At 60.0% G+C, this 26,920-nt stretch carries 20 protein-coding genes; 7 read left to right on the plus strand and 13 right to left on the minus strand.

Annotated features, from left to right (window positions below):
- Positions 1-36: 36 nt before the first annotated feature.
- Positions 37-2,538, plus strand: coding sequence for an FAD-dependent oxidoreductase (locus tag AB9K37_RS03115; protein WP_369835505.1), 2,502 nt, complete (start codon positions 37-39; stop codon positions 2,536-2,538).
- Positions 2,539-2,611: 73 nt separating this feature from the next.
- On the opposite strand, the gene AB9K37_RS03120 is transcribed toward AB9K37_RS03115, so the two are convergent.
- The 10 genes from AB9K37_RS03120 to xdhA all read right to left on the minus strand — a co-directional run bounded on the left by AB9K37_RS03120 (position 2,612) and on the right by xdhA (position 13,966).
- Entirely contained in the window at positions 2,612-3,043 is a 432-nt protein-coding gene (locus AB9K37_RS03120) for an EF-hand domain-containing protein (RefSeq protein WP_369835506.1), read from the minus strand.
- Between the two features lie 65 nt (positions 3,044-3,108).
- The gene (locus tag AB9K37_RS03125; protein ID WP_072707643.1) at positions 3,109-3,450 is read right to left on the minus strand and encodes a carboxymuconolactone decarboxylase family protein; all 342 of its coding nucleotides are present in this window, start codon (positions 3,448-3,450) and stop codon (positions 3,109-3,111) included.
- Positions 3,451-3,518: 68 nt separating this feature from the next.
- On the minus strand, positions 3,519-4,649 hold the full coding sequence (locus tag AB9K37_RS03130) for an NAD(P)/FAD-dependent oxidoreductase (RefSeq protein WP_369835507.1): 1,131 nt from the start codon (positions 4,647-4,649) through the stop codon (positions 3,519-3,521).
- 121 nt (positions 4,650-4,770) lie between these two features.
- Positions 4,771-5,853 carry a BMP family ABC transporter substrate-binding protein gene (locus AB9K37_RS03135; protein ID WP_369835508.1) on the minus strand — a complete coding sequence of 361 codons (1,083 nt, stop codon included), beginning with the start codon at positions 5,851-5,853 and terminating at the stop codon, positions 4,771-4,773.
- A 35-nt stretch (positions 5,854-5,888) separates the two neighbouring features.
- Positions 5,889-6,809: an ABC transporter permease gene (locus tag AB9K37_RS03140; protein ID WP_369835509.1), complete on the minus strand. Its 921-nt coding sequence runs from the start codon at positions 6,807-6,809 to the stop codon at positions 5,889-5,891.
- Positions 6,809-7,891 carry an ABC transporter permease gene (locus AB9K37_RS03145; protein WP_369835510.1) on the minus strand — a complete coding sequence of 361 codons (1,083 nt, stop codon included), beginning with the start codon at positions 7,889-7,891 and terminating at the stop codon, positions 6,809-6,811. Before AB9K37_RS03145 ends, AB9K37_RS03140 begins: the two co-directional genes overlap by 1 nt.
- Positions 7,884-9,404, minus strand: coding sequence for an ABC transporter ATP-binding protein (locus AB9K37_RS03150; protein WP_369835511.1), 1,521 nt, complete (start codon positions 9,402-9,404; stop codon positions 7,884-7,886). Before AB9K37_RS03150 ends, AB9K37_RS03145 begins: the two co-directional genes overlap by 8 nt.
- On the minus strand, positions 9,386-10,303 hold the full coding sequence (gene xdhC, locus AB9K37_RS03155) for a xanthine dehydrogenase accessory protein XdhC (protein WP_369835512.1): 918 nt from the start codon (positions 10,301-10,303) through the stop codon (positions 9,386-9,388). Before xdhC ends, AB9K37_RS03150 begins: the two co-directional genes overlap by 19 nt.
- The gene (gene xdhB, locus AB9K37_RS03160; protein WP_369835513.1) at positions 10,296-12,608 is read right to left on the minus strand and encodes a xanthine dehydrogenase molybdopterin binding subunit; all 2,313 of its coding nucleotides are present in this window, start codon (positions 12,606-12,608) and stop codon (positions 10,296-10,298) included. The genes xdhC and xdhB overlap by 8 nt, the downstream gene beginning before the upstream one ends.
- A complete protein-coding gene (xdhA, locus tag AB9K37_RS03165) occupies positions 12,605-13,966 on the minus strand; it encodes a xanthine dehydrogenase small subunit (protein ID WP_369835514.1) in 1,362 nt (453 codons plus the stop codon). The genes xdhB and xdhA overlap by 4 nt, the downstream gene beginning before the upstream one ends.
- A gap of 276 nt (positions 13,967-14,242) precedes the next feature.
- Between xdhA and dnaE the strand changes: the two genes are divergently transcribed.
- Positions 14,243-17,758, plus strand: a complete 3,516-nt coding sequence (gene dnaE / locus AB9K37_RS03170; protein ID WP_369835515.1) for a DNA polymerase III subunit alpha — start codon at positions 14,243-14,245, stop codon at positions 17,756-17,758.
- Positions 17,759-17,860: 102 nt separating this feature from the next.
- On the opposite strand, the gene AB9K37_RS03175 is transcribed toward dnaE, so the two are convergent.
- Positions 17,861-18,067, minus strand: a complete 207-nt coding sequence (locus AB9K37_RS03175; RefSeq protein WP_369835516.1) for a SlyX family protein — start codon at positions 18,065-18,067, stop codon at positions 17,861-17,863.
- Between the two features lie 108 nt (positions 18,068-18,175).
- Here AB9K37_RS03175 and hisS point away from each other — a divergent pair, with 108 nt between their 5' ends.
- Genes hisS through hisG form a run of 3 tightly spaced genes read left to right on the plus strand, consistent with a single transcriptional unit; the run spans position 18,176 to position 21,449 of the window.
- On the plus strand, positions 18,176-19,672 hold the full coding sequence (gene hisS, locus AB9K37_RS03180; protein WP_369835517.1) for a histidine--tRNA ligase: 1,497 nt from the start codon (positions 18,176-18,178) through the stop codon (positions 19,670-19,672).
- Positions 19,669-20,754: an ATP phosphoribosyltransferase regulatory subunit gene (locus AB9K37_RS03185; protein ID WP_369835518.1), complete on the plus strand. Its 1,086-nt coding sequence runs from the start codon at positions 19,669-19,671 to the stop codon at positions 20,752-20,754. Before hisS ends, AB9K37_RS03185 begins: the two co-directional genes overlap by 4 nt.
- Positions 20,751-21,449 (plus strand): ATP phosphoribosyltransferase, encoded by a 699-nt coding sequence (hisG, locus tag AB9K37_RS03190; RefSeq protein WP_369835519.1) that lies wholly within the window; start codon positions 20,751-20,753, stop codon positions 21,447-21,449. Before AB9K37_RS03185 ends, hisG begins: the two co-directional genes overlap by 4 nt.
- A gap of 33 nt (positions 21,450-21,482) precedes the next feature.
- On the opposite strand, the gene AB9K37_RS03195 is transcribed toward hisG, so the two are convergent.
- Complete coding sequence (locus AB9K37_RS03195; RefSeq protein ID WP_072707615.1) at positions 21,483-21,914, minus strand: DUF1489 family protein; 432 nt, start codon at positions 21,912-21,914, stop codon at positions 21,483-21,485.
- 372 nt (positions 21,915-22,286) lie between these two features.
- On the opposite strand from AB9K37_RS03195, the gene AB9K37_RS03200 reads away from it, so the two are divergent.
- A complete protein-coding gene (locus tag AB9K37_RS03200; RefSeq protein WP_369835520.1) occupies positions 22,287-24,548 on the plus strand; it encodes an adenosylcobalamin-dependent ribonucleoside-diphosphate reductase in 2,262 nt (753 codons plus the stop codon).
- A gap of 303 nt (positions 24,549-24,851) precedes the next feature.
- Here AB9K37_RS03200 and AB9K37_RS03205 read toward each other — a convergent pair whose 3' ends face one another.
- Positions 24,852-26,624 (minus strand): TniQ family protein, encoded by a 1,773-nt coding sequence (locus AB9K37_RS03205; protein WP_369835522.1) that lies wholly within the window; start codon positions 26,622-26,624, stop codon positions 24,852-24,854.
- Between AB9K37_RS03205 and AB9K37_RS03210 the strand changes: the two genes are divergently transcribed.
- Positions 26,557-26,709: a hypothetical protein gene (locus AB9K37_RS03210; RefSeq protein ID WP_369835524.1), complete on the plus strand. Its 153-nt coding sequence runs from the start codon at positions 26,557-26,559 to the stop codon at positions 26,707-26,709. The two genes, AB9K37_RS03205 and AB9K37_RS03210, sit on opposite strands and share 68 nt — an antisense overlap.
- Positions 26,710-26,920 lie beyond the last annotated feature (211 nt).

Below are 26,920 nucleotides of genomic sequence, written 5' to 3' on the forward strand. Positions count from 1 at the left end.
TAGAGCGAAAGAATTCTGCCCGCAGGGAGTCCCTTGATGAAAACCCAAGTCAAAGCGCTGGTTGTCGGTGGTGGTGCCATCGGTGCATCCGTAGCCTATCACCTGGCCAAAGCCGGTTGGGACGATGTCGTCCTGATGGAACGCGACGAGTTGACCGCCGGCTCGACCTGGCATGCCGCCGGTCTGCTGCCCCTGTTCAATATGAGCTACGCGGTCAGCCACATCCACCAGTACTCGGTAGAGTTCTACAAATCGCTCGAAGAAGAAACCGGCCTGAACGCGGGTTTCTCGATCGTGGGCAACCTGCGTATGGCCCGCACCCAAGAGCGTATGGACGAATATATGCTCTATGCCTCGACCGCCGAGACTGTGGGCGTTCCCTACGAATTCATGACCCCCGAGCAGATCAAAGACCGTTGGCCGCTGGTCAATGTCGAAGGACTGGTTGGCGCGATCTACCACCCCACCGACGGTTACATTAACCCTGCGGACGTCACGCAGGCGATGGCCAAGGGTGCCCGTCAGCGCGGCGTCGAGGTCTACCGCAAGTGTCAGGTGGACGACTACGAATGGACTGGCACCGAGTGGATCGTGCGCGGCACCATCATGGTCGAAAAGGGCGGCAACCTTGTCCCCGGCGAAGAAAAGTTCGAAATCCGCGCCGAGCACGTTGTCACCTGCACGGGCAACCACGCACAGCGCACGGCCAAGATGCTGGGCATCAAGATGCCCGCCATCCCCGTTGAGCACCAATTCATAGTGACCGAGCCCGATCCCGCGCTGGTCGAATACCGCAAGGACCACCCCGAGCACCCCGTTCTGCGTGACGCCGATGCAAAGTGGTACGTCCGCGAAGAGCGCGGCGGCTGGATCCTTGGCCCCTATGAGCGTGGCGCGCCCGCATGCTTCGAATACGGTGTGCCTGACAGCTTCCGCGCGGACCTGTTCCCGCTGGATTTGGAGCGCATCGAAGAAGAATACATGGCGATGATCGAGCGTATTCCTTCGACCGAAGAAGTGGGTCTGAAAGACGACTTCAACGGCCCGATCTGCTATACGCCCGATGGCAACCCGCTGGTTGGCCCCGCACCCGGTCTGCGCAACATGTGGCTGGCCGAAGGCTTCAGCTTTGGCATCACCGCGGCAGGCGGCACAGGCTACTATCTGGCTCAGATGATGGTTGCTGGCGAAGCCGAGATCGACATGGCGTCGCTGGACCCCAAGCGTTTCGGACAGAAGTGGATGACCACCGAATACGGCGCGCGCAAGAACGAAGAAGCTTACGAGCACGTCTACATCCTGCACCAGCCCGATGAAGAGCGTGAAGCGTGCCGCCCCCTGCGCACCGGTCCCGCCTATGAACGCCAGAAGGCCCGCGGCGCACAGTTCGGCTGCGTGAACGGCTTCGAGCGTCCCAACTACTACGGCCCACTAGATGCGCCTGATAACTTCGATCACGAGGCCCGCAGCTTCCGCCGTGGCGGCTGGTGGCAGTACGCCGTCGAAGAAGCCAAAGCGATCCGAGAGGGCGTTGGCGTTGTCGACGCGACCGCCTTCACCAAACACCTTGTCAAAGGCCCCGGCGCGACCGCGTTCCTTGACTGGTTCACCTGTAACAAGCTGCCCAAGACCGGCCGCATCAACCTGACCTACGCGCTGACCAAACTGGGCACCGTACGCACCGAATACACCATCGTCCGCCTGAAGGATGACGAGTACTATCTGGTGTCCGCAGGCGCTTGGCACGAGTACGATCAGGACTTCCTGATGAAGGCTGCCGAGGACATGGAAGCCGAGTTCGGCCGCATCGACATTCAGGATGTGACCACCCAGTGGGGCGTTTTCGCCATCGCCGGCCCCAAGTCGCGTGATCTTCTGAAAAAGATCATCAAGGACGCAGACCCCGAGACTGCCCTGTCGAACAAGCGCTTCCCGTGGCTGTCGGCGCGCCAGATCGAACTGGGTATGTGCCCCGTGAATGCGATCCGCGTGGCTTACACCGGTGAGCTGGGCTGGGAGCTACACCACCCGATCGAAATGCAGAACTACCTGTTTGACCTGCTGGAAAAAGCGGGCGCAGAGTTCGACATGAAGTGGGTCGGTGCCCGTGCACAGAACTGGCTGCGTCAGGAGAAATCCTACCGCGCGTTCGGCAACGAACTGGGCCGCGACGCGACCCCGCTCGAAGCAGACCTGCCGCGCTTTGTGGACATGTCCAAGGAGTTCCACGGTAAAGCCCCGATGGAAGCGACCGGCATCCGCAACAAGTGCGTGACTGTTCTGATCGACGGACCCGAAGATGCCGATCCGTGGGGCCGCGAGGCACTGTACATCGACGGTACCAAGATCGGTCGTCTGACCTCGGGCGGCTACTCGGTCGCGTTCGGCAAGTCGATCGGCATGGGCTACGTGAAGCCAGAGCATGCTGTCCCCGGCACCAAGGTGCAGGTGAAGATGTTCAACCAGCTGTTCGACGGCGAGATTGTGGTCGACAGCCCCTACGACAGCAAAAACGAAACTATCCGCAAGGACGGTTAAATTCTCTAATCCCCCAGGGAAAAAGCCGCGCAGGGTGCCCCTTGCGCGGCTGTTTAAGTTGGTGAACGGCTCGTTATTTGCGGTCGAAGTCGGCGCTGGTGACGACGCCGTCCCCGTTTCGGTCCATTTGGCCGATCCATGCTTCGGTCCGGCCAACGAACTCGTCTTGACTGACACGGCCATCACCATCGGTATCATTGAATGCCAGATGCATCCCGCCTTCGGCATTCTTCATCGCGCCGTTGCCATGGCCGCCTTGGCCTTCCATGTCGTTTTTCCGGGCTTCGTCAAAAAGCTTGTATTCTTCACCATCGATGTAGCCGTCTTCGTCCGCGTCAAAGCTGTAGAAGACATCGCCCCGACGCTCTTGGGCTTCGGCCAGCGTGACTTGACCGTCGCCGTCGAGATCCCAGTTCTCGATGAAGTGCGAGCCGGGGACGCCGTTTTCGGCCAGCGCCACAGAGGCGGCGAACATCAGGGGCAGGGCCAGCTGGATGGGTTTCATGGAATGTCCTTTCTTGCTTTGCTGCATCTTAAACGCAGGAAAATATATATTCCGTCTATGGAATATTAATTTTTCTCGGTAAATGCGTCAAAACACTCCAGTGCCTTGGCGGCGTACATCATGGACGGTCCGCCGCCCATCTGGATGGTCATTCCCAGACAGTCCGCGACCTCCTCTCGGGTTGCGCCACATTTGATCAGCGCGTCCACGTGCAAGGTGATGCACGCTTCGCAGCGGGTTGCGACCGCAATCCCCAAAGCCACGAATTCCTTGGTTTTGAAATCCAGCGCACCATCCTGTTTGACGGCTTTGCTCAGGGTGCCAAAGCCTTTGGTTACGTCAGGGATGGCTTTGTTCAGGTTGCGGAGTTGGTCCTTGGTCGAGTCGATCTTGTCTTGCCAGCTCATGTATTCTGCCTTTCGCATATTTCAGCGACAGCAAAATCACTTAGCGAGCATAGGTGCCTTGATCGATATCAACCGCGCAGACGATCAGGTGAGACAGAAAAAACGGTCTCTGGGGGAAGCGACGAGGCGCGGCCAGTGATCCTGTCGGCAAGTAAATCGCTCAGGGCTGGGGCTGTCTGGAAGCCCGTTCCGCCTTGGCCAGCAAGCCAAATGAACGAAGGCAGCAGCGGGTCCGGACCGACCACCGGAGACCGGTCGGCAGCAAAAGTGCGCAGTCCCGCCCAAGTCCGGTTCACGCGGGACACTGACATCGTCGTCATGTCTTCGAACCGAGCGAGCCCGTTCGCCAAAACAGTCTCATCCGGAGAGGAGGCAGTGGGCATGACTGGGTCCTCTTCGGCGCAGGACAGAACTAGCCCATGTCCCGATGGGGTCGCATACCACCGCCCGCCTGCAGCTCGCACGTGGGGCCAGCGCCTTACATCGTAGCCGCTGGGGCTGGGCAGGTCGATCATCGAGCGGCGCAGACATGTCAGCCCCAAAGGTGGCAAGCCGGCATAGCCTGCCAATACGTCAGCCCACGCCCCAGCCGCATTGATCACATAGCGCGCTTGGACCACTCGGTCAGAACATCCAACCTCCCAGCCGCTGGACGTCTGGTACAGCCCCAAGACCTGCGCGTTTAACAGCAATTCGGCACCTTCGGCGCGTGCTTGATCTGAATAGCCTTTGATCAAAGCATGGGTGTCCAAATCAAGAGCGTCGCTGGACCATGCCGCCCGCGAGATGTGATGCTGATGCATCAATGGAAAATAGACGCCCGCGTCTTCCAAAGAAATGGGCGACATCGCGGCGGCCCGCATTTCGTAGTCAAAGTATTGCTCTTCGCCGCTCCGTCCCAACAGCAGCATCCCGCGCTTGTTCAGCACGCCACCATTGGCAAAATGCAGATGCGTGGCGCTGGCCGCCGTGAGCGTTCTGACTGCTCTGGTGCCGTGGTTTGGCAGGTACATTTCGGCAGAGCGGCCAGAGGAATGAAACGCCAGTTGTGGCGCTGCTTCGATAATCACCACCCGTCCCAAAGGCGCCAGCGCCGCAGCCGCAGACAGACCAGCGATGCCCCCGCCAATGATGGCGAAGTCATATATTGCCGGTTTCCGAGCGCCTCGCCGGAAAAGGTTTGAGATTAGGCCTGCCATCGACACCGCTATGTGCGCGTTTTTATCATTCTACCCCGACTCGGCCGAGTAAGTGTAAATTGCAATGAAAAAACCGCGCCCGAAAGGTCGAGCGCGGTCTCATTTTGCAATTTTTATCGGCTTATTGCGGGATTTCGCCGGTGATGCCTTCGACGTAGAAGTTCATGCCCGCCAAAGTGCCGTCATCTGCGGTTTCACCTTCGGCAAGCCACGCGCTGCCATCCTGTTTGTTCAGCGGACCGGTAAAGGGGCTGACCTCTCCCGACGCAATCGCGTCTTTCAGGGCCAGAGCTGCTTCTTTTACGTCTGCAGGAACAGCGTCGGTGATCTCGCCGATGCCAACCATGCCAGCGCCAATGCCATCCCAAGTGTTCGAGGTTTCCCACGTGCCATCAATGACAGCCTGAGTGCGTTCGATGTAGTAGGGGGCCCAGTTGTCGATGATCGACGAAACGCGCGGCATGGGTGCGTACTCGATCATGTCCGACGCTTGGCCAAAGGTGTAGACGTTGCCAGCTTCCTGAGCGGCTGCTTGGGGCGCGGTCGAGTCGGTGTGCTGCAGGATCACGTCTGCGCCCTGTTCGATCAAAACCTTGGCGGCGTCAGCCTCTTTGGCAGGGTCGAACCAAGTGTAGGCCCACACGATTTTGAATTCGACGTCGGGGTTTACCTTCTTGGCCTGAATGTAGGCGCTGTTGATGCCGCGGATCACTTCGGGGATCGGATAGGAGCCGATGTAGCCGATGATGTTCGACTCGGTCAGGTTGCCTGCGATCAGACCTTGAACCGCGCGGCCTTCGTAGAAACGGGCCGAGTAGACCGAAACGTTGTCAGCGGTTTTGTAGCCGGTGGCATGCTCGAACTTCACATCGGGGAACTTTGACGCGACGTTGATGGTCGGGTCCATGTAGCCGAACGAGGTGGTAAAGATCAGGTCCGCACCTTCTAGCGCCATCTGGGTCATCACACGTTCGGAGTCGGGGCCTTCGGGGACCGATTCCACGAACACGGTTTCGACCTGATCGCCAAAGTGCTCTTCGACGGCCAGACGGCCTTCGTTGTGTTCATAGGTCCAGCCGCCGTCGCCCACAGGACCGACATAGACAAAGCCGACTTTGGTTTTTTCGCCATGGCCTGCTGCCATTGCGCCGGTTGCAACGCCGAGCGCCATAGTGGCGGTGGCCAGATGCTTGATGAGTTTCATTCTCTTCAACTCCTGTTGGTGGTCTTTTTATGGCCTCAGTTCGAGGCGTGGAATGGGCGGCCCAAAGAGGCCGGAGCGCGGGAACGATCCGCGGACATGATAACCAACACAAGAATGGTTACCAGATAGGGGGACATTGCCAAATACTCTACCGGGATCGCGGCGCCAGCGGCCTGCAGGTTCAGTTGGAGCACATTGACCCCGCCAAACAGATAGGCGCCAAGGATCACGCGGCCCGGCTTCCAGCTGGCAAAAACGACAAGCGCGAGAGCGATCCAGCCGATGCCAGCGGTCATGCCCTCGGTCCACTGGGGGACACGGACGAGGCTCAGGTAGGCACCGCCGACACCCGCACAGGCCCCGCCAAACGCGATAGCGGCAAAGCGGATCAGGACGACCTTGTACCCCAAGGCATGGGCGGCATCATGGTTTTCGCCGACAGCGCGCAGGATCAGACCGGCCCGCGTGCGGTGCAGGAAGAACCAGATCGCAACGGCCAGAGCCAGCGCGAGGTAGACCATCATGTCATGGGTAAAGAGCACGCGCCCGACAAAGGGGATATCGGCCAGCATCCCAAGATCCAGCTTGGGTGTCGAGGGCGGCTTGATACCCACGTAGTCGCGGCCCAACAGCGCCGAGAGCCCGAGCCCAAAGAGCGTTAACGCGAGGCCTGATGCAACTTGGTTCGCCAGAAAGACTTGGGTCAGCAATGCAAACAGCAGGGACAGTAGCGCGCCCGCAATGGCGGCACACAGGAACCCTAGGGCAGGGGAGCCAGACTCAACCGCGATGATGAAACCAGCGACAGCACCAGTGATCATCATCCCCTCGACCCCGAGGTTCAGGACACCCGCGCGTTCCACGATCAGTTCACCCAGAGCGGCGAAGAGCAGCGGCGTCGCGGCGACCATCAGGCTGGCCAGCAGAAGGACAGGATTGATCGAAGACAGGTCCATCACGCGGCCTCCTTGGCTGTGGGGCGGAAGCGATAGTTGGTCAGTAGATCCATTGCGAGTAGGAAGAACAGCAGCATGCCTTGGAACACCTGAATAGCAGCCAGCGGCAGGCCCATCTGGCTCTGGGTGATTTCACCGCCGATATAGGTCAGTGCCATCAGAACGCCCGCCAGCAAGATGCCAATCGGATTCAATCGGCCAAGAAAGGCCACGATGATCGCGGTAAAGCCGTAGCCGACGTTGAAGTCGATGCTGACCTGCCCTGCGGGGCCTGCGATTTCAAACAGGCCCGCCATACCGGCTAGACTGCCCGAGATAGCCATGCAGATCAGAACCATGCGTGTCGGGTTCACGCCCGCGAATTTGGCTGCACGCGGTGCCATCCCCGACATGCGCAGGCTGAAGCCGAACATGTGACGGCTCAGGACGATATAGGCGAAAATCACTGCGATCAGCGCGGCAACCACACCCCAATGCATGCCCGTTCCAGAGATGATCTCGGCGTTGTGGGCGCTAGGATATTGCTGCAGGTTGCGCGATCCGGGGAAACCCATGCCCTCGGGGTTTTTCATCAGGCCCAAGGCCATCGAGGCCAGCAACTGCTCGGCCACGTAGACCAGCATCAGCGAAACGAGAATTTCGTTGGTGCCGAAGCGAACCTTGAGGAACGCGGGGATCAGCCCCCAAAGCGCGCCGCCAATCGCCCCTGCAATCACCATCAATGGCAGCAGAATGAACAGTTCCATGGGATAAAGCGCCAGCGCCAAGCCTGCGCCGCAAAGCGCGCCGATGATGTATTGTCCTTCGGCCCCGATGTTCCAAATGCCTGCGCGAAAGCCTAGGCTTAGGCCGATGGCAATCAGGATCAAAGGCGCGGCTTTGACCATCAGTTGGGGGCGGTAGTAAAACGCATATTCGCCAAACAGCGGTTCGTAGAAGATCTTTTCCAGCGCCAAGAATGGGTTCACCCCCAGCACCGCAAAGAGCGCGCCGCCAAACACCATGGTCAGCAGGACCGCCACGACGGGCGCCCCCCAGTTCCATTTGGCCGAGGGGATCGGGCGTTTTTCAATCTTAAACATGGGCGGCCTCCATGCCATGTGCGCCACCCATCATCAGACCGATTTCTTCGATCGTCAGGCCTGCGGCGGGGCGGGCTTGGGTCAGGCGCCCTTCGTTCAGGGCGGCAAAGCGGTCGCTGATTTCCATAAGTTCGTCAAGGTCTTGGCTGATGCATACAATTGCGGCACCTTCGGCGGCCAAGTCCAGAAGGGCCTGACGGATCGCGGCGGCTGCACTCGCATCCACACCCCAAGTGGGCTGGTTCACGACCAGAACATGGGGCGCTTGCAGGACCTCTCGGCCAATGACGAATTTCTGCAGGTTCCCGCCCGATAGCGCCCGCGCGGCCACATGCGGCCCGGGCGTGCGGACGTCAAACTGATGAATGATCCGCTCGGCATACCCTTTGGCGGCGGCCCAGTTGATCCAGCCTCTTTTGGCGAGCGCTTGACGGGTCACACCGGTCAGTAGGGCATTCTCGGTCAGGCTCATGTCCGGCACGGCAGCGTGTCCCAAACGCTCTTCGGGGGCGGCGAGCAGGCCGAGACGCCGACGCGCTGTCGGTCCAAGATTGCCGACCGGCTTGCCATTCAAACGAACCTGCTCCGCAGCGCAAAGCCGTTCGCCAGAAAGGGCTGCTAGGAGTTCGTCCTGACCGTTGCCCGCGACGCCGCCAATTCCAAGAACCTCGCCCTTGTGCAGGGTCAGGGTGATGTCACGAAGACTGGTGCCAAAGGCTTGGGCCGGCGGCAGGTTCAGCCCGCTGACATGAAGAGCCACTTCGCTAGAGGACACATCAGCCGCCCGCTTTGGCGGCTTCAGGCTAGTGCCGACCATCATCTCAGCCAATTCGGCCGCGGTTTTCTGGGCAGGAATGCAGGTCGCGACCTTCTTGCCCAAGCGCAGAATGGTCGCGTTGTCACAGAGCGAGCGGATTTCTTCGAGCTTGTGCGAAATATAGAGGATCGCTGTCCCTTCGGCTGACAGCTTGCGCAGGGTCTTGAATAGGATCTCGACCTCTTGGGGGGTTAGAACGCTGGTCGGTTCGTCCATGATCAAGAGTTTAGGGTCTTGCAGCAGGCAGCGAATAATCTCGACGCGCTGCCTTTCGCCTGCGGACAGATCGCCCACGGTTCTGTGCGGATCCAGAGGCAAGCCGTAGGCGTCCGAAACGGTGCGGATTTTGGTTGCCAGCTCGCCTTGGGGCGGTGGGTTATCCATGCCCAACGCCACATTTTCGGCCACAGACAGCGCGTCGAACAGCGAGAAATGCTGGAACACCATCGCAACGCCTGCTGCACGGGCTGCATTCGGGCTGGCAGGCACAAAAGGAGCACCATTCAAGGTCATCTTACCGCTGTCCGGAGAGACCAACCCGTAGATCATTTTGACCAGTGTGGACTTGCCCGCCCCGTTTTCGCCAAGCAGGGCGTGAACTTCGCCCTGCTGGATGTCGAAGCTCACGTCGTCATTCGCGACGACTCCAGGATAGGCCTTGGTCAGCCCAGAGAGTGTTAAGAGTGGCGTGCCCACTGCGTCCCATCCCCGCTTGTTATTTCATCATTTGGTGAATTCAGTAGCGCAGCAGCCACCCCAACGGCAATGGCTTGCGGGTGTTTGCCCAATGCGGGATTTCCAATTGGGCAAGTGATGCGCGAAATCTGGTCCTGCGAGTGCCCCAAGGTCATCAGCCGCTTCTGGAACCGAGCCCATTTGGTGTCCGACCCGATCAGCCCGCAGAACCCGAATCCCCGCGTGAGCAGCGCGTGACACAGCGCGAAGTCGATCTCGTGGCTGTAGGTCAGGATCAGGTGCATGGCCTCTGTGGGGGCATGCATGGCTAACCGGTCAGGCTGGGCGGCGATAGCAGTCTCAATACCAGCGGGGCAGGTCTCGGGGAAACGGTCCGCGGCCGTGTCGATCCACGTGATCGCAAAGTCCGGCAGTGGGGACATCGTGTGCACGATCGCGCGCCCCACATGGCCCGCGCCCCAGATCCACAAAGGTGTGCGCGTAGGAGCGAGCGTTTCGGCAAACCAGCCAAAGTGCAGACCTTCGCAGCTGGGCGGTGTACCGTCTGAAACACCAGGCAAAGGGCGTGCCCACAGTCCGTCGCTGGGCAATGTCGCCAATCGCGTTGCGTCAAAGATTTCCGTCAGGACCCGCACCGATCCGCCACAGCATTGGCCCAAGGCCGGTCCCAACGGGTACAGACGTGCAATATCCCGACCGTCGATCAAGCTTTGGCGGGCGGCGGCAGCGGCATCGAACTCAAGCCGCCCGCCCCCGATCGTGCCGCTTTGTCCCTCTGGCCAGACCAGCATTTCTGTGCCCGCCCCGCGCGGGACAGAGCCGCGCGCCTCTAGGATGACGACGCGCGCCACGGTGCCATGTGCTGCGACAGCGGCTTCGAGGGCTGCCCGATCAAGCATGACCGCGCACCCTTTGCACTGCGGCCAAAACTCGTTCTGGCGTCGCAGGTGCATCCAGCGCAGGGTAGCCTGTACCACAGGACGCCACGGCATCAGACAGGGCCATCAATACAGAGACCCCAAGGCAGAAGGGCGGTTCGCCCACGGCCTTGGATCGGTGAATGGTCGCCTCGGGGTTGTCGCTTTCGTACAAGGCGACATTGAACACCTGCGGCCGATCCGAGGCAGCAGGAATCTTGTAGGTCGACGGGGCATGGGTGCGCAGACGTCCTTGATCATCCCACACCAGTTCTTCGGTGGTCAGCCAGCCGGCCCCTTGGACAAACCCGCCTTCGATTTGGCCAATGTCCAGCGCAGGGTTCAGGCTGCGCCCTGCATCGTGCAGGATATCGGTCCGCAAAATGCGATACTCGCCAGTCAGCGTGTCTACCACCACTTCGGAGCATGCCGCCCCATAGGCGAAGTAATAGAAGGGGCGGCCTTCGCCCTTGATCCGGTCCCATTGAATGTCGGGTGTCTTGTAAAAGCCTGTCGCCGACAGGCTGACGCGCCCCTCGTAACATTCCTTGGCCGCGGCCGAGAACGTTAGTGTGTCGCCACCCACATGCACCACGCCGCCTTCAAATTGTACTGCACTGGCCGTGGTCTGACGAACAGAAGCCAAGTGCTCAGCCATCCGGTCCCGTACCGCCTCGCAGGCAGCAAGGACAGCCATACCATTCAGATCCGACCCCGAAGATGCCGCCGTGGCCGAAGTGTTCGGCACCTTGGATGTGTCCGTCGCGGTCAATCGGACTTGATCGAGCGAAATACCAAACGTGCTGGCGGCCACTTGCGCGACCTTCTGATAGAGCCCTTGCCCCATCTCGGTCCCGCCGTGGTTCAAGGCGACGGAGCCATCTTGGTAGACATGCACCAAGGCACCTGCTTGGTTCAGATGGGTCAGCGTGAACGAGATTCCGAATTTCACCGGCGTCATCGCGAGCCCGCGCTTCAAAATAGGGTTCTTTGCGTTCCACGCCGCAACCGCCGCGCGCCGCTCAGCGTAGTCACATCCCGTCGCCAAGTCGGAAGTCAGCCCATGCAGGATGAAGTCGCTGACCTCTTGTCCATAAGGTGTCACCTGTTTCGTCTTGGCAGGCAGCCCACCCTCTGGGCTCTCCATCTCGGCGTAGTAGTTGACCTCGCGCACCTCTAGCGGGTCCAATCCCAACTGGTGTGCGATCTGATCCATTACCCGCTCGACACCCACCAGACCTTGCGGGCCACCAAAGCCTCGGAACGCGGTCGCGCTTTGGGTGTTGGTGCGCAGGCGGTGGCTCTCGATGCGGACGTTTTCGAGCAGGTAGGCATTATCCGCATGCAGCATCGCGCGGTCTGCCACCGGCAGGCTCAAATCCTGCGCCCATCCGCACCGCGTGTAGTGAATGAAATCGATCCCAAGCACGCGGCCATCATCGTCAAACCCGACCTCGTAAGAGATGCGGAAGTCATGACGCTTGCCCGTGATCACCATGTCATCGTCACGGTCATAGCGCATTTTGCAGGGCTTGCCGGTCATAGACGCGGCGATCGCGCAAGAGACGGCCAGCGCGTTGCCTTGGCTCTCTTTGCCCCCAAAGCCGCCGCCCATGCGGCGCACTTCGACTTTGACCCCATGCATTGGCAGGCCCAAGGCGTCCGCAACCTTGTGCTGGATTTCACTGGGGTGCTGGGTCGACGAATGCACGACCACATCGCCATCATCTTGGGGCAGGGCAAGCGCGGCCTGACCCTCTAGGTAAAAGTGTTCTTGTCCACCCATGTCGATGACGCCTTCGGCCCGATGGGGACTGTTGCCAATCGCGCTCTGGGCATCGCCGCGGCTGTAGATGCGCGGACCTTCTTCGAAACGGCTGTTTGCGGCCATCGCCTCTTCGATCGTAAAGATCGGGGGCAGGGGGCTGTAGTCAACCTTCGCCAGCGTTGCGGCCTTGCGCGCTGCTGTGTGGCTCGTGGCGACGACCAGAAAGATGGGCTGCCCGACGTAGTGCACAGTATCGGTGGCCAAAAGCGGCTCGTCATGTATCGAAGGCGAGACGTCATTCTCGAACGGGAGGTCTGCGGCGGTGAGCACAGCAATCACGCCGTCTGCCGCACGTACAGCGCTCAGGTCCATCGCGGTGATTGTGCCGTGCGCCTCGGTCGATTGACCGAAGGCCAGATGCAAACAGCCAGCAGGTGTCGGAATGTCGTCTACGTAGCGCGCCGCGCCCGTGACGTGCAGCCGCGCGCTGTCGTGCGGAGAGGGACGGTTGACGCTCATGGCTGGACCTCCAGCACGCTGGTCAGGGTGCCTTGGCTCTCGGCGAAATAACGGGTCAGCAAGTTGCGCGCCACGGTCAGGCGGTAGTCTGCACTGGCCCGCATATCGCTGAGCGGAGAGAAATCCTGCGCCCACGCGTCATGGGCGGCGGTGATGGTCTCTGTCGTCCATGGCTGCCCAATCAGGGCGGTTTCCACGTGGCTCGCCCGCTTTGGCGTGCCGGCCATGCCACCAAAGGCGATAAGCGCGGTGGTGACCGCGCCGTCCGAAACGCTGATGTTGAACGCGCCACACAGCGCAGAGATGTCCTGATCAAACCGCTTGGAGATTTTGTAGACCTTCAGCCCCTTGGCATTCAGCGGAATGGTAACGCCTTCGACAAATTCGCCTTGTGCGCAATCTTGTTGCCCATATTCGATAAAGAAATCTTCGAGAGGTAGGGTGCGCCGTGTATCGCCATGCCTCAGATGCAAGGTCGCGCCAAGGGCGATCAAGGCAGGCGGGCTGTCCCCGATCGGCGATCCATTGGCGATGTTTCCGCCAAGCGTCGCGGCAGAGCGGACTTGGGTCGACCCGTAGCGCCGCAGCATCTCTGCAAAGGATGGGTAGTGCGGGGCAATGGCCTCGCGCAGTGTCCCGATCGTGACACCTGCACCGACATACATCTGGTCGTCGCTGATGCTTATCTGCCTGAGGTCTTCGCAGGCGTGCAGGAACACGACAGGTCCAAGGTCTCTCATCTGCTTGGTGACCCAAAGCCCTACATCGGTCCCGCCCGCGATGATCTGCGTGTTCGGCTGCGCGGTGAGGATGGCGGCGAGCTCATCACCGGATGTGGGCAGCGCCGAATTGGGCAAGTTGTCCAAGGCTGCCTTGTCCGCAGCCACCCATGTGGGGACGGGAGCGGAGGCGGCCGCTTCGGCGGCGCGGATGATCGGAGCATAGCCTGTACAGCGGCAGAGGTTGCCTGCTAGCCGGTCATTGAAATCGGTTGCGCCTGTCGCGTGGGCTGTGGCCATCGACGCAATGAAACCGGGGGTGCAGAAACCGCACTGGCTGCCGTGTTTTTCGACCATTTCCCGTTGCACAGGATGCAGGGTGCCATCGTCGGCGCGGATGCCTTCGACCGTGCGAATGGCTTTGCCCGCGATCTGGGGCATAAACAGAATGCAGGCATTCAAAGCGCGAATGCCTTGATCGTCTTGCACCATCACGGTGCAGGCGCCGCAGTCGCCCTCGTTGCAGCCTTCTTTGGTGCCAGTCAGGTGTTGTGTAAGTCGTAGCCAGTCGAGCAGAGTCTCGGTCTCCGAGGTCTCTGCGGTCACGGTCTCTCCGTTCAGAAGAAACGTGGTTTTCATAGTGATACTAAATGCCGCTTTACCATGGCTGGCCGTGCTGGCGAGACTTCGATGCGGCGTAGAAGTCACGCGGGCTTTCACTCAGGAAACCTCATAGAGCTAGGGTTTGACAAGGGCGTTGGTGCGAAACTGCGCTTTTTTCCTGCGAATGCCTTTGGATTGGGCGGTGTGTAGGGGGCGCTGCCCCCGTCCGCCTGCGGCGGCCTCCCCCGGGGTATTTGCTGCCAAGAAAGAGGAGGGGTTTTCGCGGTGCGGGGGCAGAGGTAGTGTCGCAGCATGAGCACTGATCCCCGATTCATTCACCTGCGCGTCCACACCGAATATTCGCTTCTGGAAGGAGCGGTGACGGTCAAGAAGCTGCCTGGCCTCTGTGCCGATGCGGGGATGCCCGCTGTTGCAGTTACGGATACCAATAACAACTTCTGCGCGTTGGAGTTTTCCGAATACGCTAAGGGGGCGGGGGTTCAGCCGATCTTGGGCTGTCAGGTGTCTGTGCGGTATGTGGAGCCTGCGGTGGGCGAGCGTCCGCGGATGCCTGCGCCGGTGGTTCTGCTGGCGCAGAATGAAGCGGGCTACATGAATATGATGAAGCTCAACTCTGCGCTGTATTTCAAGCGGGACGGGGAGCCGCCGCAGGTTACTTTGGAAGAGTTGGAAACGTATTCGGGCGATCTGATTTGCTTGACCGGTGGGCCGGACGGGCCTGTGGGGATGCTCTTGCAACAGGGGCAGCGGCCAGCGGCCGAAGCGTTGATGCAGCGGTTCTCGGGCATGTTTGGCGATCGGCTCTATGTGGAGTTGCAGCGTCATCCGGCTGAGGATGGATTGCCCCAGAACGAACGGCAGAGCGAGCGTGGGCTGATTGAGATGGCCTATGCGATGGATCTGCCTTTGGTGGCGACCAACGATGTCTACTTTCCCAAACCAGAGATTTACGAGGCCCATGACGCTTTGATCTGTATCGCCGAAGGGTCTTATGTGGATCAGGCCGAGGCGCGGCGGCGGTTGACGCGCGAGCACTATTTCAAGTCGCCGCAGGAGATGGCGACCCTGTTTGCCGATCTGCCCGAGGCCTTGGAGAACACCATCGAGATCGCCAAGCGATGCGCCTACAAGGCGGAGAAGCGCGCGCCCATTCTGCCCAAGTTCGCTGACGATGAGGTCGAGGAACTGCGCCGTCAGGCGTGGGAAGGTTTGGACAAGCGTCTGGCGGTGATTGAGGCTGTCGCGGACCGGTCCGAATACGAAGCGCGTCTGAAATTCGAGCTGGATATCATCGAGGGGATGGGTTTCCCCGGATACTTCCTGATCGTTGCGGATTTCATCAAATGGGCCAAGGAACATGACATTCCCGTCGGTCCTGGGCGTGGTTCGGGTGCGGGTTCGCTGGTGGCCTATGTTCTGACGATCACCGACCTTGATCCCCTACGCTATAGCTTGCTGTTCGAACGCTTTCTGAACCCGGAACGTGTATCGATGCCGGACTTCGACATCGACTTCTGCATGGATCGCCGCGAAGAAGTCATCCAGTACGTGCAAGAGAAGTACGGACGGGACAAGGTCGCGCAGATTATTACGTTCGGTGCTCTGCTGTCCAAGGCTGCGGTGCGCGACGTGGGCCGTGTCTTGCAAATGCCTTATGGGCAGGTGGACCGCCTGTCCAAGATGATCCCTGTTGAGGGGGTCAAGCCTGTGTCGATCAAACAGGCCCTGATGGACGAACCCCGCCTGCGTGAGGAAGCGCGGAGCGAGCCCGTGGTGGACCGGCTATTAACCTATGGCCAGCAGATTGAGGGGCTGCTTAGGAACGCATCGACCCACGCGGCGGGTGTTGTGATTGGCGACCGTCCGCTGGACGAGCTGGTGCCGCTCTATCAGGATCCGCGGTCAGACATGCCTGCGACCCAATTCAACATGAAGTGGGTGGAACAGGCCGGTCTGGTCAAATTCGACTTCTTGGGTCTGAAAACGCTGACCGTGATCCAGAACGCCATCAACCTGATCCACAAGGGCGGGCGCGATCTGCATGTGGGGCCGGATGGCACGCAGCTGTATGTTCCTGCCGAGGGAGCCGAGAATCAGATTAACGCGATCCCGTTGGATGACGAGCGAACCTACAAGCTTTATGCTGATGCGAAGACGGTCGCTGTGTTCCAAGTGGAAAGCTCGGGCATGATGGATGCGCTCAAGCGCATGAAGCCCACCTGTATTGAAGACATCGTTGCGCTTGTGGCCCTGTATCGTCCCGGCCCAATGGAGAACATCCCCGTCTATTGCGAGGTGAAGCACGGGCTGCGACCTCTGGAATCCATCCACCCGACCATTGACCACATCCTTGCCGAAACGCAGGGCATCATCGTTTATCAGGAACAGGTGATGCAGATCGCGCAGGTCATGGCGGGCTATAGCCTTGGCGGCGCGGACTTGCTCCGCCGCGCGATGGGTAAAAAGATCAAAGAGGCGATGGACGCCGAACGCCCCAAGTTCACCGAAGGGGCCAAGAAGAACGGCGTCGACGACAAGAAAGCAGGCGAGGTTTTCGACCTGCTGGAGAAGTTCGCGAACTACGGCTTCAACAAATCCCACGCGGCGGCCTATGCGGTGGTGTCCTATCAGACCGCTTGGCTGAAGGCGAACCACCCGGTCGAGTTCATGGCTGGCGTCATGAACTGCGATTCCCACCTGACCGAAAAGCTGGCCGTTTATGCTGATGAAGTGCGCAAGGCCAAGGAAAAGGGCGGTCTGGGGATCGAGATCGTGCCGCCTTGTGTGAACCGGTCGCTGGCGACATTCGATGTGGCGGATGGCAAGCTGGTTTACGCTTTGGGCGCGCTGAAAAACGTGGGCGAAGACGCGATGCGTATGATCGAGCGGGCGCGGGATGGGCAGCCGTTCAAGACGCTGTTCGATTTCGCGCGCCGGGTGGATCTGAAGCGTGTGGGCAAGCGGCCCTTGGAGATGCTGGCGCGCGCAGGGGCCTTTGATCAGCTGGATTCAAATCGCGCACGGGTGTTCGATAGCCTTGATAGCTTGGTGCAGTATTCTGCGGCCATCCACGAGCAGCGCGCGTCCAATCAAGTATCACTGTTTGGGGATGCGGGCGACGACCTGCCCGAACCGCGCCTGTCGAAACGCAACGACTGGCTTCCCGCTGAACGCTTGGCCGAGGAATTCCGCGCCATCGGTTTCTACCTGTCTGGCCACCCGCTGGACGACTACCGCGGCGTGCTGAAGCGCAAAAAGGTGATGACCTTTGACGAACTCAGTCGCAAGGTCCAAGAAGGCCCGCAGATCGCCAAATTGGCCGGCGTCGTCGCCTCGCGTCAGGAGCGTAAATCGGCCAAGGGCAACCGTTTTGCCTTTGTCCAGATGAGCGACCCGACTGGCCAATTCGAAGTCACGCTCTTTTCCGAAGCTTTGGAGAAGTCACGCGAGTTTTTGGACAGTGGCACAAATGTGGTCTGCACGGTCGAGGCCACTTACGAATCGGAGCAGGTGAAACTGCTGGGCCGGAGCATCGCGCCTTTGGATACGATGGTGGCGGATGCGGGGTCTGCGGGTCTGCGAATCTATGTGGATACCCCAGAGGCTTTGCCGATGATGGCGGCCTTGCTGGAGGATGCGGTCAAAGCTGCCCCCCGCGCCGCCAAAGGGCCGATCTATTGCTGCCTGCTTTCGGACGATCTGCCCGGCGAGGTCGAGATCGATCTGGGCGCGCAGTTCCCGGTCAGCCCGCAGATCAAAGGCGCGCTCAAGAGCATGAACGGGATATTGGAAGTCGAAGAAATCTGATCGCGCGGCGCGCCTTTGGCAGCCTGCCAATAGTGAGTATTTAGGGCAAAAAGAAGCTAAGCTCTCTGCTTTGTCCAAATACTCACGGCGCAACGGCAGCCGTTAGTAGTGCGGTGGCCGCTCGTCGCCGACGATTTCGGCGGCCCCGTCTGCATATTCCCGCGCAGCCTCGCGTTCCATGAGCAATTGCACGCGGCGGGTCAGTAGTGCGATTTCTGTTTCTTGCCGCGCGACGATGTCTGACATGTCATCCACGGATTTCAGCAGATGCGCCACGCGCTCTTCGAGTTGGTTGATCCGGTTTTCCATGCTGTTTTCCTTGCGCGTCGTTTTGGCTTTGTCACGTGCCGCCGCTTGCCCCCGCGGCGTTCAAACGCTACACCCCGCCGCGAAAAGACCCCTATCTGGAGTGTTCCCATGGCCAAAGTCAAGAAACAGCCCCGGCCAAAGGCCGAAACCCCCAAAGGCTTTCGTGACTATTTCGGCCATGAAGTCACCGAGCGTCAGGAAATGCTGCGCCAGATCGCCGAGGTCTACAGCCACTATGGTTTTGATGCTTTGGAGACCAGCGCGGTAGAATCCGTCGAGGCGCTGGGGAAATTCCTGCCTGACGTGGATCGCCCGAACGAAGGCGTGTTTGGTTGGGAAGAGGATGACAGCGGCTGGGTTGCCCTGCGCTATGACATGACTGCGCCTTTGGCCCGCGTCTATGCGCAGTTCCGCAACGATCTGCCGACCCCCTATCGCCGCTATGCGATGGGCCCCGTCTGGCGCAACGAAAAGCCTGGCCCCGGCCGCTTCCGCCAGTTCTACCAGTGCGATGCGGATACCGTGGGCGCGCCCTCGGTTGCGGCAGATGCCGAGATTTGCGCGATGCTGTCGGATACCTTGGAGCGCGTGGGCATTCCCCGCGGCGACTACATCGTGCGCATCAACAACCGCAAGGTTCTGAACGGCGTCATGGAAGTGGCGGGCGTTCTGGACCCCAGCGACGAAACCAAATTCGAAGCCGAGCGTGGCATCGTGCTGCGTGCCATCGACAAGCTCGACCGCTTGGGCGAGGAGGGCGTGCGAGCTTTGCTGGGTGAGGGCCGCAAGGACGAAAGCGGTGACTTTACCAAGGGTGCTGGACTGGTTGACGCGCAGGCCGACGTGGTCATGGGCTTCATGGATGCCCGCCGCGACACCGGTGCCGAAACGTTGGCGCGTCTGCGCGAACTGGTTGGCGAGAGCAAGATCGGCTCCGAAGGGGTGGACGAACTCGCTGAGATCGCGACCCTTCTGGGTGCCCAAGGCTATGGCCCCGACCGTATCATCATCGACCCCTCGGTCGTGCGCGGTTTGGGGTATTACACCGGTCCCGTATACGAGGCCGAACTGACCTTTGAAATTTTCGACGAAAAGGGCCGCAAGCGCCAATTCGGCTCGGTGGCTGGTGGTGGCCGTTATGACGATCTGGTGAAGCGTTTCACTGGTCAGGCAGTCCCTGCGACTGGTGTCTCGATCGGTGTGGACCGTCTGCTGGCCGCTCTGCGCGCCAAGGGCCGCATTGGTCAGGACAGCGCCCGAGGCCCCGTGGTCGTGACCGTGATGGATAAGGCCCGTATGGCCGACTACCAGCTGATGGTGCGCGAGCTTCGCGAGGCTGGCATCCGCGCCGAGGTGTATCTGGGAAACCCCAAGAACTTTGGCAACCAGCTGAAGTATGCGGACAAGCGCAACAGCCCCGTGGCCGTCATCGAAGGCGAAGACGAGGCTGAGCGCGGCGTCATCCAGATCAAGGACCTGATCCTTGGTGCCAAGATCGCCGAAGAGGCGACCTTGGAGGAATGGAAAGACCGTCCGTCGCAGTACGAAGTGGCCCGTGGTGATCTGGTCGCCAAGGTGCGCGAAATTCTGGATCTGTACAAATGATAGACCGTAGCGCCCCCCGCAAACTGGCGGCCGAACTGCGTGCGCAGTTCGAAGCCCAAGGCGCGGTGTCTGTAGAGCCGCCGTTCCTGCTGCCTGCGGACAAACTGCTCGACCTTTATGGCGAGGATATTCGCGGCCGTGCCTATGTGACCTCGGACCCTGCGCGGGGCGAGATGTTCATGCGTCCAGACTTCACCGTGCCTGTGGTCGAAATGCACATGGCCCAAGGCGCAGAACCTGCCCGCTACACCTATGCAGGCGAGGTTTTCCGCCGTCAGGAAGAGAACCCTGACCGCGCCATCGAATACCTGCAAGTCGGGTACGAGGTCTTTGACCGCGCCGATCCTGTCGGAGCCGAGGCCGAGGTGTTCGCCCGCATTGCGACTGCCCTGAAGCCAATGGGGCTGAAGGCCGTGACCGGCGACATCGGCCTGCTGCGCGCTGCGATTGAGGGGCTTGAGACCACCGAGCGTCGCAAGGCCGCCTTGCTGCGCCACATCTGGCATCCCCGCCGGTTCCGCGCTTTGCTCGACCGTTTTTCGGGCCGTGCGCCTGTGCCTGCCGCGCGTGCTGCGCTCTTGAGCGCTGCTGATCCACTTGCGCATGCGGGCCCTATGATTGGCCTGCGCTCTGCTGCCGAAATCGAGGGCCGCATCGCCGCGCTGAAAGAGGACGCCGCAACCGCGCCCATCTCTGAGCGCGAACTCGAATTGATCGAAGCGCTACTGGATGTGCGCGAAACCGTGCCTTTCGCGTTGGAGCAACTACGTGATCTGGCGGTCGATCTGCCCGCGATCAATGACGCTGTGGGCCGCATGGCGGCCCGTAGCGCGGCGCTTGAGAAACTAGGTGTCTCGCTGGAGACACTTGAGTTCGAGGCGACCTATGGCCGGACTTCGATGGAATATTACGACGGTTTCGTCTTTGGCCTAATCGCCGAGGATCGCCCCGATCTGCCCCCCGTGGCGACGGGCGGGCGCTATGATGCGCTGACCTCGAAACTGGGGCAGGGGCGTGAAATTCCGGCGGTCGGTGGCGTGATCCGTCCTGGACTGGTTCTGGACCTCGGAGGTCTGTCATGACGATCAAAATCGGTGTGCCTTCGAAGGGCCGTTTGATGGAAAAGACCTTTGACTGGTTCGCAGAGCGGGGCGTGTCCCTGTCGCGCGCGGGCTCTGAACGCGAATATGCGGGCAAGGTCGAAGGGATCGAAGGCGTGGAACTGGTCCTACTGTCTGCGGGCGAGATTCCCCGTGAACTGGCGGCGGGCCGCATCCATCTGGGTGTGACCGGGCAGGACTTGATCCGCGAAAAGCTGTCCCAATGGGACCAGCGGGTTGAGGAACTGGCAGAACTGGGTTTTGGTCAGGCAGACCTGATCATTGCGGTGCCGCAGGTTTGGGTCGATGTGGATACGTTGGAAGATCTGGATGCAGTGTCTGCGGCCTTCCGCGCCGAACATGGCTTCCGCCTGCGGATCGCCACGAAATACCACCGCTTGGTGCGCGAGTACCTGAAGGAGCACGGTGTCGCGGATTACCAGCTAGTCGACAGCCAAGGCGCGACCGAGGGCACGATCAAGAACCTGACCGCCGAGGCCGTGGCTGACATCACCAGCTCTGGCGAGACGCTGCGCGCTAACCACCTGAAGATTCTGTCGGATGCCTTGGTGCTGCGCTCTCAGGCGACACTGTTCAAAGCGCGCGGTTTGAAGCTGAGCGACGAGGATCGCGCCATACGCACCGAGCTACTAAAGCAGTTGGGTGTCTGGAATTGATCTGACATGGGGCGCTGCGGCGCCCCTTTGCTTTTAGATGACCCCGATATCCGCGAGGGCGGCTGACAGCTCTGGCGGGAGATTGTCTTCGCTCTCGCGCCCTTTGCGTAGGTCTCGGGGGCTGTCTTCGGGCTTGAGGTATCGCCAGCCTTGGAACGGGCGGCGCGGGGCAGGTTCGGTGCGCTGAACCTCGTCGTCCAGCACGATCCCGCAGCGGCGGATGCCGTCGCCTGTATCGACCTCGTCCAGACCAATGATCCGCTGACGCGCCAGAATCACGCCCTTGAACACCCAGTAGAGCGATCCGCCGTTCAGAATTTCGGCTTCGCGTTTGGGCCACATGCGAGTGACGTGGCGAATCCGCCCGTCGGGCCCTTTGGCCCGCGGGTTCTTTTGCCAGTTTAGCAGATCTTCGACCTGTTCCGCGCCGACGCAGAGCTTCAGCAGATTGATGTATTCAGACATTGTTAACCACCTTGGATCGGTACTTAGCCGATTGTCAGGGGGGGACAAGACGCTTGCTGTGACTTTCCAGCAGAGAGTTTTCCACAGGCACTTGTGAATACCGCGCAACCTTAGGGAGAAATCCCTAATGGCCCGAATTAAAGGTGCAAGCAGAGGATGCCTTAACCCTCAGAAGGGAAGGCGTTTTTTCAATGTCTGCTAGATCACGCACCACACAGTCGAAAAAGGCATCCCCCTAAATGTAGGGATGTGGATAAATATTTATCCTATATATGGTGACAAAATGGCTGTTTTCGGCGATAAACGCGTTGACCAAACATGGCGTCTGCACTAGCTAGCGCCTCCGGACCATCACAAAAATTCGAGGCTGAAATGACCCGCTTTGCTGCCCCCATTGCCGAACAAATCTGGGATATGAAGTACCGTTTGAAACAGGCAGACGGGCAGCCGATTGATGGCACGGTCGAGGACACTTGGCGCCGAATCGCGACGAGCCTCGCGTCGGTCGAGAAAGACCCCGAGACTTGGGAAAAGAAATTCTACGGCGCGCTCGAGGATTTCAAATTCCTGCCCGCTGGCCGCATCACCGCAGGTGCCGGCACCGGCCGCACCGTGACCCTGTTCAACTGCTTTGTCATGGGCACGATCCCCGACAGCATGGCAGGTATCTTTGACATGCTGAAAGAGGCCGCGCTGACCATGCAGCAGGGCGGCGGCATCGGCTACGACTTCAGCACCATTCGCCCCCGTGGCGCGGATGTCAAAGGCGTGGCCGCAGACGCGTCGGGCCCGTTGTCGTTCATGGACGTTTGGGATGCGATGTGCCGCACCATCATGTCCGCAGGCAGCCGCCGCGGTGCGATGATGGCCACCATGCGCTGTGACCACCCCGATATCGAGGATTTCATCACCGCGAAGTCTGACGCAGCCCGCCTGCGTATGTTCAACGTGTCCGTTCTGGTCACTGACGCGTTCATGGAAGCGGTCAAGAACGACGGCAGCTGGGAGCTGAAGTTCGGCGACAAGGTTTACAAAACCGTCGAGGCCCGTGATCTGTGGAACAAGATCATGAAGTCGACCTATGACTACGCCGAGCCGGGCGTGATCTTTATCGACCGCATCAACACCATGAACAACCTCGGCTATTGCGAGAGCATTGCTGCGACCAACCCTTGCGGCGAACAGCCCTTGCCGCCCTATGGTGCGTGTCTGCTGGGTTCGATCAACATGGCCCGTCTGGTGGACAACGCGTTCGAGGACGGCGCTGTTCTGAATGAGGACAAGCTCGAAGAGCTGGTCGCTCTGGCTGTGCGCATGATGGACAACGTTGTTGATGCCAGCCGCTTCCCGCTGGAAGCGCAGGCCCGCGAAGCCGAGCAGAAGCGCCGCATTGGTCTGGGTGTCACCGGTCTGGCGGACGCGCTTTTGATGGTTGGCCTGAAATACGGCTCTGACGAAGCTGCAGCGCAGACTGAAAAGTGGATGAAGCTGATCGCTCGCGCGTCCTATTTGGCGTCGGTCGAGCTGGCCAAAGAAAAGGGCGCTTTCCCGCTGTTCGACGCCGAGGGCTACCTGTCCTCGGGCAACATGAAGCAGATGGACGAGGATGTCCGCGCCGAGATCGCAGAGCACGGCATCCGCAACGCGCTGCTGACCTCGATCGCGCCCACCGGCACCATCTCGCTGTATGCGGGCAATGTCAGCTCGGGCATCGAGCCGGTCTTTGCATACGCCTACAAGCGCAAGGTTCTGCAGAAAGATGGCAGCCGCACCGAAGAGGAAGTGGTCGATTACGCTGTTCAGATGTGGCGCGAAAAGAAAGGCAACGCAGAACTGCCCGACTACTTCGTGAACGCTCAGACGCTGGAGCCTTCGGCCCACGTGAAAATGCAGGCGGCAGCACAGAAATGGATCGACAGTTCGATCTCGAAAACCATTAACTGCCCTGAAGACATCAGCTTTGATGATTTCAAAGACGTCTACATGGCGGCATGGGATCAGGGCTGTAAGGGCTGCACCACCTACCGTCCGAACGACGTGACCGGGTCGGTCCTGTCCGTCAGCGAAGAGAGCGAGAAGGCCCCCGAGCAGGACGAAGGCGCAGATGTCGTCTACCTGTCCGAGCCTCTGGATCGTCCGCAGGCGCTGGAAGGCAACACCTACAAGCTGAAGTGGCCCGATAGCGAGCATGCAATCTACCTGACCATCAACGACGTGATCGTTGGCGGTCGCCGCCGTCCGTTCGAGGTCTTCATCAATTCCAAGAACATGGAGCACTTTGCCTGGACGGTTGCGCTGACCCGCATGATCTCGGCCGTGTTCCGCCGTGGCGGTGACATCACCTTTGTCGCCGAAGAGCTGAAAGCCGTGTTCGACCCCCGTGGCGGTGCGTGGATCCAAGGTAAGTACATCCCCTCCATCCTGGCGGCCATCGGCAGCGTGATCGAGCAGCACCTTGTCTCGATCGGCTTCATGGAAGGCGAAGGCATGGGCTTGAAGACCGACCCCAAAGCACAGGTCGTCAACCTGGACCAACCCAAGGGCAAAGCGTGCCCCAGCTGCGGCCAGTATTCGATGATGATGGTTGAGGGATGTATGACGTGTTCGTCATGTGGTCACAGCAAGTGTGGCTGACGAGCTTGGTCTGAGTGTTGTGAATCACCTCATCCGAGTTCCGGAAATCACCTCATCTGACTGCCGGATCGGGAGGCCCATGATCGAAAATGAATGTAAAACGAGGCCGCGCAAATGCGTGGCCTTTCGCTTTTTTAAGCGTTTTCAGATTGTTACGGAAGTGTCTGGTGACAGTCACCGCATGCCTTTTCCAGAAATCACACCAAAGATCTTCTAAGGACCGGATTCAGGGCGCGTTGAAGGAAACGAATAACGGCGCAGGATGATCCTGCGCCGTTCTTTTTTGCCCGTGATGTCAGATGCTTACCCGAGAATGCGATCTGTCGCATCCCGAAGATAGACATTCCCGAAAGCGCCGTGCTCGCCGGAGAAGGGTTTGATGCCTGCATCCCGCAGGTGTCGCACCAATGCTTGCCAGGGTGCCCCATGGGTTTGTGAAAGCAGCTTGGGTGTGGTGTAGCGCTCTCGGAAGACGGCAGCGTCTTCGGCCGTGAAGTAGGCCTGATCGACTTTGGTGATTGGGTTCCTCAGGAGCGTTGTCTGAACATGCCCCTCGTCGATCATGCGCTTCAGGATCGAGGGTTGACCGATGCCGACAGACTTCGCAAAGACTTCGATGCTCTGTGCGTCGACAGGATCGGGGCGGAGCACCGCCGCAACCTCGTCGTGATAGACGTGAACCGCAGCAAAGCCCTCGGCTTCCATGCGATTGCCCACACGCGTGATCCGGCCATCGCGGATGGCTTCGATGATTTCGACTGGTCGGATCTTTAGTCGTTGAGCTGCCTTGGAGAGATGCTCCCAGCCATGTTGCGCTTGCCGGAGTTGCTGTGCCCCTGTCAGGATACTGTCGAGAAACCGCTGACCTTGAGCCGGGTGCCAGACAGCTTTGACATCAGCAGCATCAAGATCCGGGACCAGAACACCATCCTCGACCAGCAGATTGAATTGGGAGCGCGTTGCGTTGATCGAGGCTGCCATATCCTTGGCAGTGATCAGCTCGGTCATGCTTTCCAGAATTGGTGCAGCTGACGTTGCATCGAAGACCTCCCATGCATCGGGCAAGCCATGCTCTGCGTCACGGACAATCCCAGCGGCGGCGAGGGTCTTGCGCAGTCGGCGTTGGTCCATTCCGGTTGCCTGTGCCGCGGTGCGTACGGAGTGAAGCCGCCGCACCTTCACTGGTTCTCCAAGCAGTTCGTCCCCGGGCCCCAAGGGCCAAGTGCTCAGCATGTGCGTGCGCAGTAGATCGCGGAACGGGGCGTAGTCGGGATGATCGTGGTAGTCGTAGGCAAGCCGCTCATAGAGCTTCGGAAAAATGGCTTTTGGCCCATCGTGTGGGACACCGGGTTTCCGTTGAAGTGCATCGAAGGTCGCGAGGATCTCGTCTTTGCCATGGCGCGCCACCTGAAAGCCCATCTCATAAAGGATGGGGCGATCCTCGGGCGTCATGCGGGACTGAGGAATATCCTCAAGGCGGAGCCGCGCACTTCCCAGTAGGTGGCAGAAATTACACGCAGCATGGAGCGAGAGGTCGTCGAGCCATGTTTCGGGGAATTCCGTAAGCGCCAGACGCGCTTCGAGCCATCGGTCGAAGGGCAGGAGCTTGCGCGGCGCTCCATCTAGGTTCCCAGCCAAAATGTCTGGGGCGAGATCTGTCAGCCGGGGCGCGGAATCGAACCTTTTCAAAGGGCTGGCTTCTCGCCACAGGGGAACGAGGGCGGTTTCATGGACGACGCAAACCGAGATATGCGGAACCAGCCAGTGGCCCCGCATCTTCATCGCGCCCGTTGTCTCGAAGTCTTCCCGAAGGCAGTGGGTGCAGCCCCGCATGACCGGAGTCTGCAGCGATTTGGTTGGGAAGGTATGGCCGCGGAAGGATCGGGTGCCGCTCCCGAATTGCTGAGGTGACCATTGCCTGACCTCCTCAGGGACAGGTTCCCCAAGCTCTTCAAGAGCTGATATTGCCTGATCCGTGTTCTGCAAAACCGCCGTGAGAGAGGTTCCCTTGTCCACGCAGAACGTGGCGGCATCTACCCAGAAATGGGCCGCGCGGCGGGAGATCCAGGACGCGATGGTCTCTCTTGTGGGCGATAAGTCGATCGGTGGCATTGTCGGCTGGCTTGCTGATGTTGTCGCTCAGATATGCCAGTTGCCCTGACATGCAAGGTATCTCTTCCATTGGGTGGCACAGTGAAACTTGTGATCCAACATCGTATTTTTCGGCCCACACCGGATGAGGTGGGTGGCTCCTGCTCCACCGGCATCGAATGTGCCAAAGTGCAGCTATCAATGACTGCTAGGAAAGGAGCCACTCAATGACAGTTAAGACAGTAGGCCTTGATCTGGCCAAGGATGTTTTTCAGGTTCAC

Source organism: Donghicola sp. XS_ASV15, from assembly GCF_041224595.1.
GTDB lineage: Bacteria > Pseudomonadota > Alphaproteobacteria > Rhodobacterales > Rhodobacteraceae > Donghicola.

What these genes read in the sequence shown, in the direction of transcription:
- dnaE (WP_369835515.1), top strand. Translation starts at nt 14,243, where the DNA reads ATGAGCACTGATCCCCGATTCATTCACCTGCGCGTCCACACCGAATAT.
- AB9K37_RS03120 (WP_369835506.1), bottom strand. Translation starts at nt 3,043, where the DNA reads ATGAAACCCATCCAGCTGGCCCTGCCCCTGATGTTCGCCGCCTCTGTG.
- AB9K37_RS03185 (WP_369835518.1), top strand. Translation starts at nt 19,669, where the DNA reads ATGATAGACCGTAGCGCCCCCCGCAAACTGGCGGCCGAACTGCGTGCG.
- xdhA (WP_369835514.1), bottom strand. Translation starts at nt 13,966, where the DNA reads ATGAAAACCACGTTTCTTCTGAACGGAGAGACCGTGACCGCAGAGACC.
- AB9K37_RS03115 (WP_369835505.1), top strand. Translation starts at nt 37, where the DNA reads ATGAAAACCCAAGTCAAAGCGCTGGTTGTCGGTGGTGGTGCCATCGGT.
- hisS (WP_369835517.1), top strand. Translation starts at nt 18,176, where the DNA reads ATGGCCAAAGTCAAGAAACAGCCCCGGCCAAAGGCCGAAACCCCCAAA.
- AB9K37_RS03175 (WP_369835516.1), bottom strand. Translation starts at nt 18,067, where the DNA reads ATGGAAAACCGGATCAACCAACTCGAAGAGCGCGTGGCGCATCTGCTG.
- AB9K37_RS03195 (WP_072707615.1), bottom strand. Translation starts at nt 21,914, where the DNA reads ATGTCTGAATACATCAATCTGCTGAAGCTCTGCGTCGGCGCGGAACAG.
- AB9K37_RS03145 (WP_369835510.1), bottom strand. Translation starts at nt 7,891, where the DNA reads ATGTTTAAGATTGAAAAACGCCCGATCCCCTCGGCCAAATGGAACTGG.
- AB9K37_RS03135 (WP_369835508.1), bottom strand. Translation starts at nt 5,853, where the DNA reads ATGAAACTCATCAAGCATCTGGCCACCGCCACTATGGCGCTCGGCGTT.
- AB9K37_RS03130 (WP_369835507.1), bottom strand. Translation starts at nt 4,649, where the DNA reads ATGGCAGGCCTAATCTCAAACCTTTTCCGGCGAGGCGCTCGGAAACCG.
- AB9K37_RS03200 (WP_369835520.1), top strand. Translation starts at nt 22,287, where the DNA reads ATGACCCGCTTTGCTGCCCCCATTGCCGAACAAATCTGGGATATGAAG.
- xdhC (WP_369835512.1), bottom strand. Translation starts at nt 10,303, where the DNA reads ATGCTTGATCGGGCAGCCCTCGAAGCCGCTGTCGCAGCACATGGCACC.
- hisG (WP_369835519.1), top strand. Translation starts at nt 20,751, where the DNA reads ATGACGATCAAAATCGGTGTGCCTTCGAAGGGCCGTTTGATGGAAAAG.
- xdhB (WP_369835513.1), bottom strand. Translation starts at nt 12,608, where the DNA reads ATGAGCGTCAACCGTCCCTCTCCGCACGACAGCGCGCGGCTGCACGTC.
- AB9K37_RS03125 (WP_072707643.1), bottom strand. Translation starts at nt 3,450, where the DNA reads ATGAGCTGGCAAGACAAGATCGACTCGACCAAGGACCAACTCCGCAAC.
- AB9K37_RS03140 (WP_369835509.1), bottom strand. Translation starts at nt 6,809, where the DNA reads ATGGACCTGTCTTCGATCAATCCTGTCCTTCTGCTGGCCAGCCTGATG.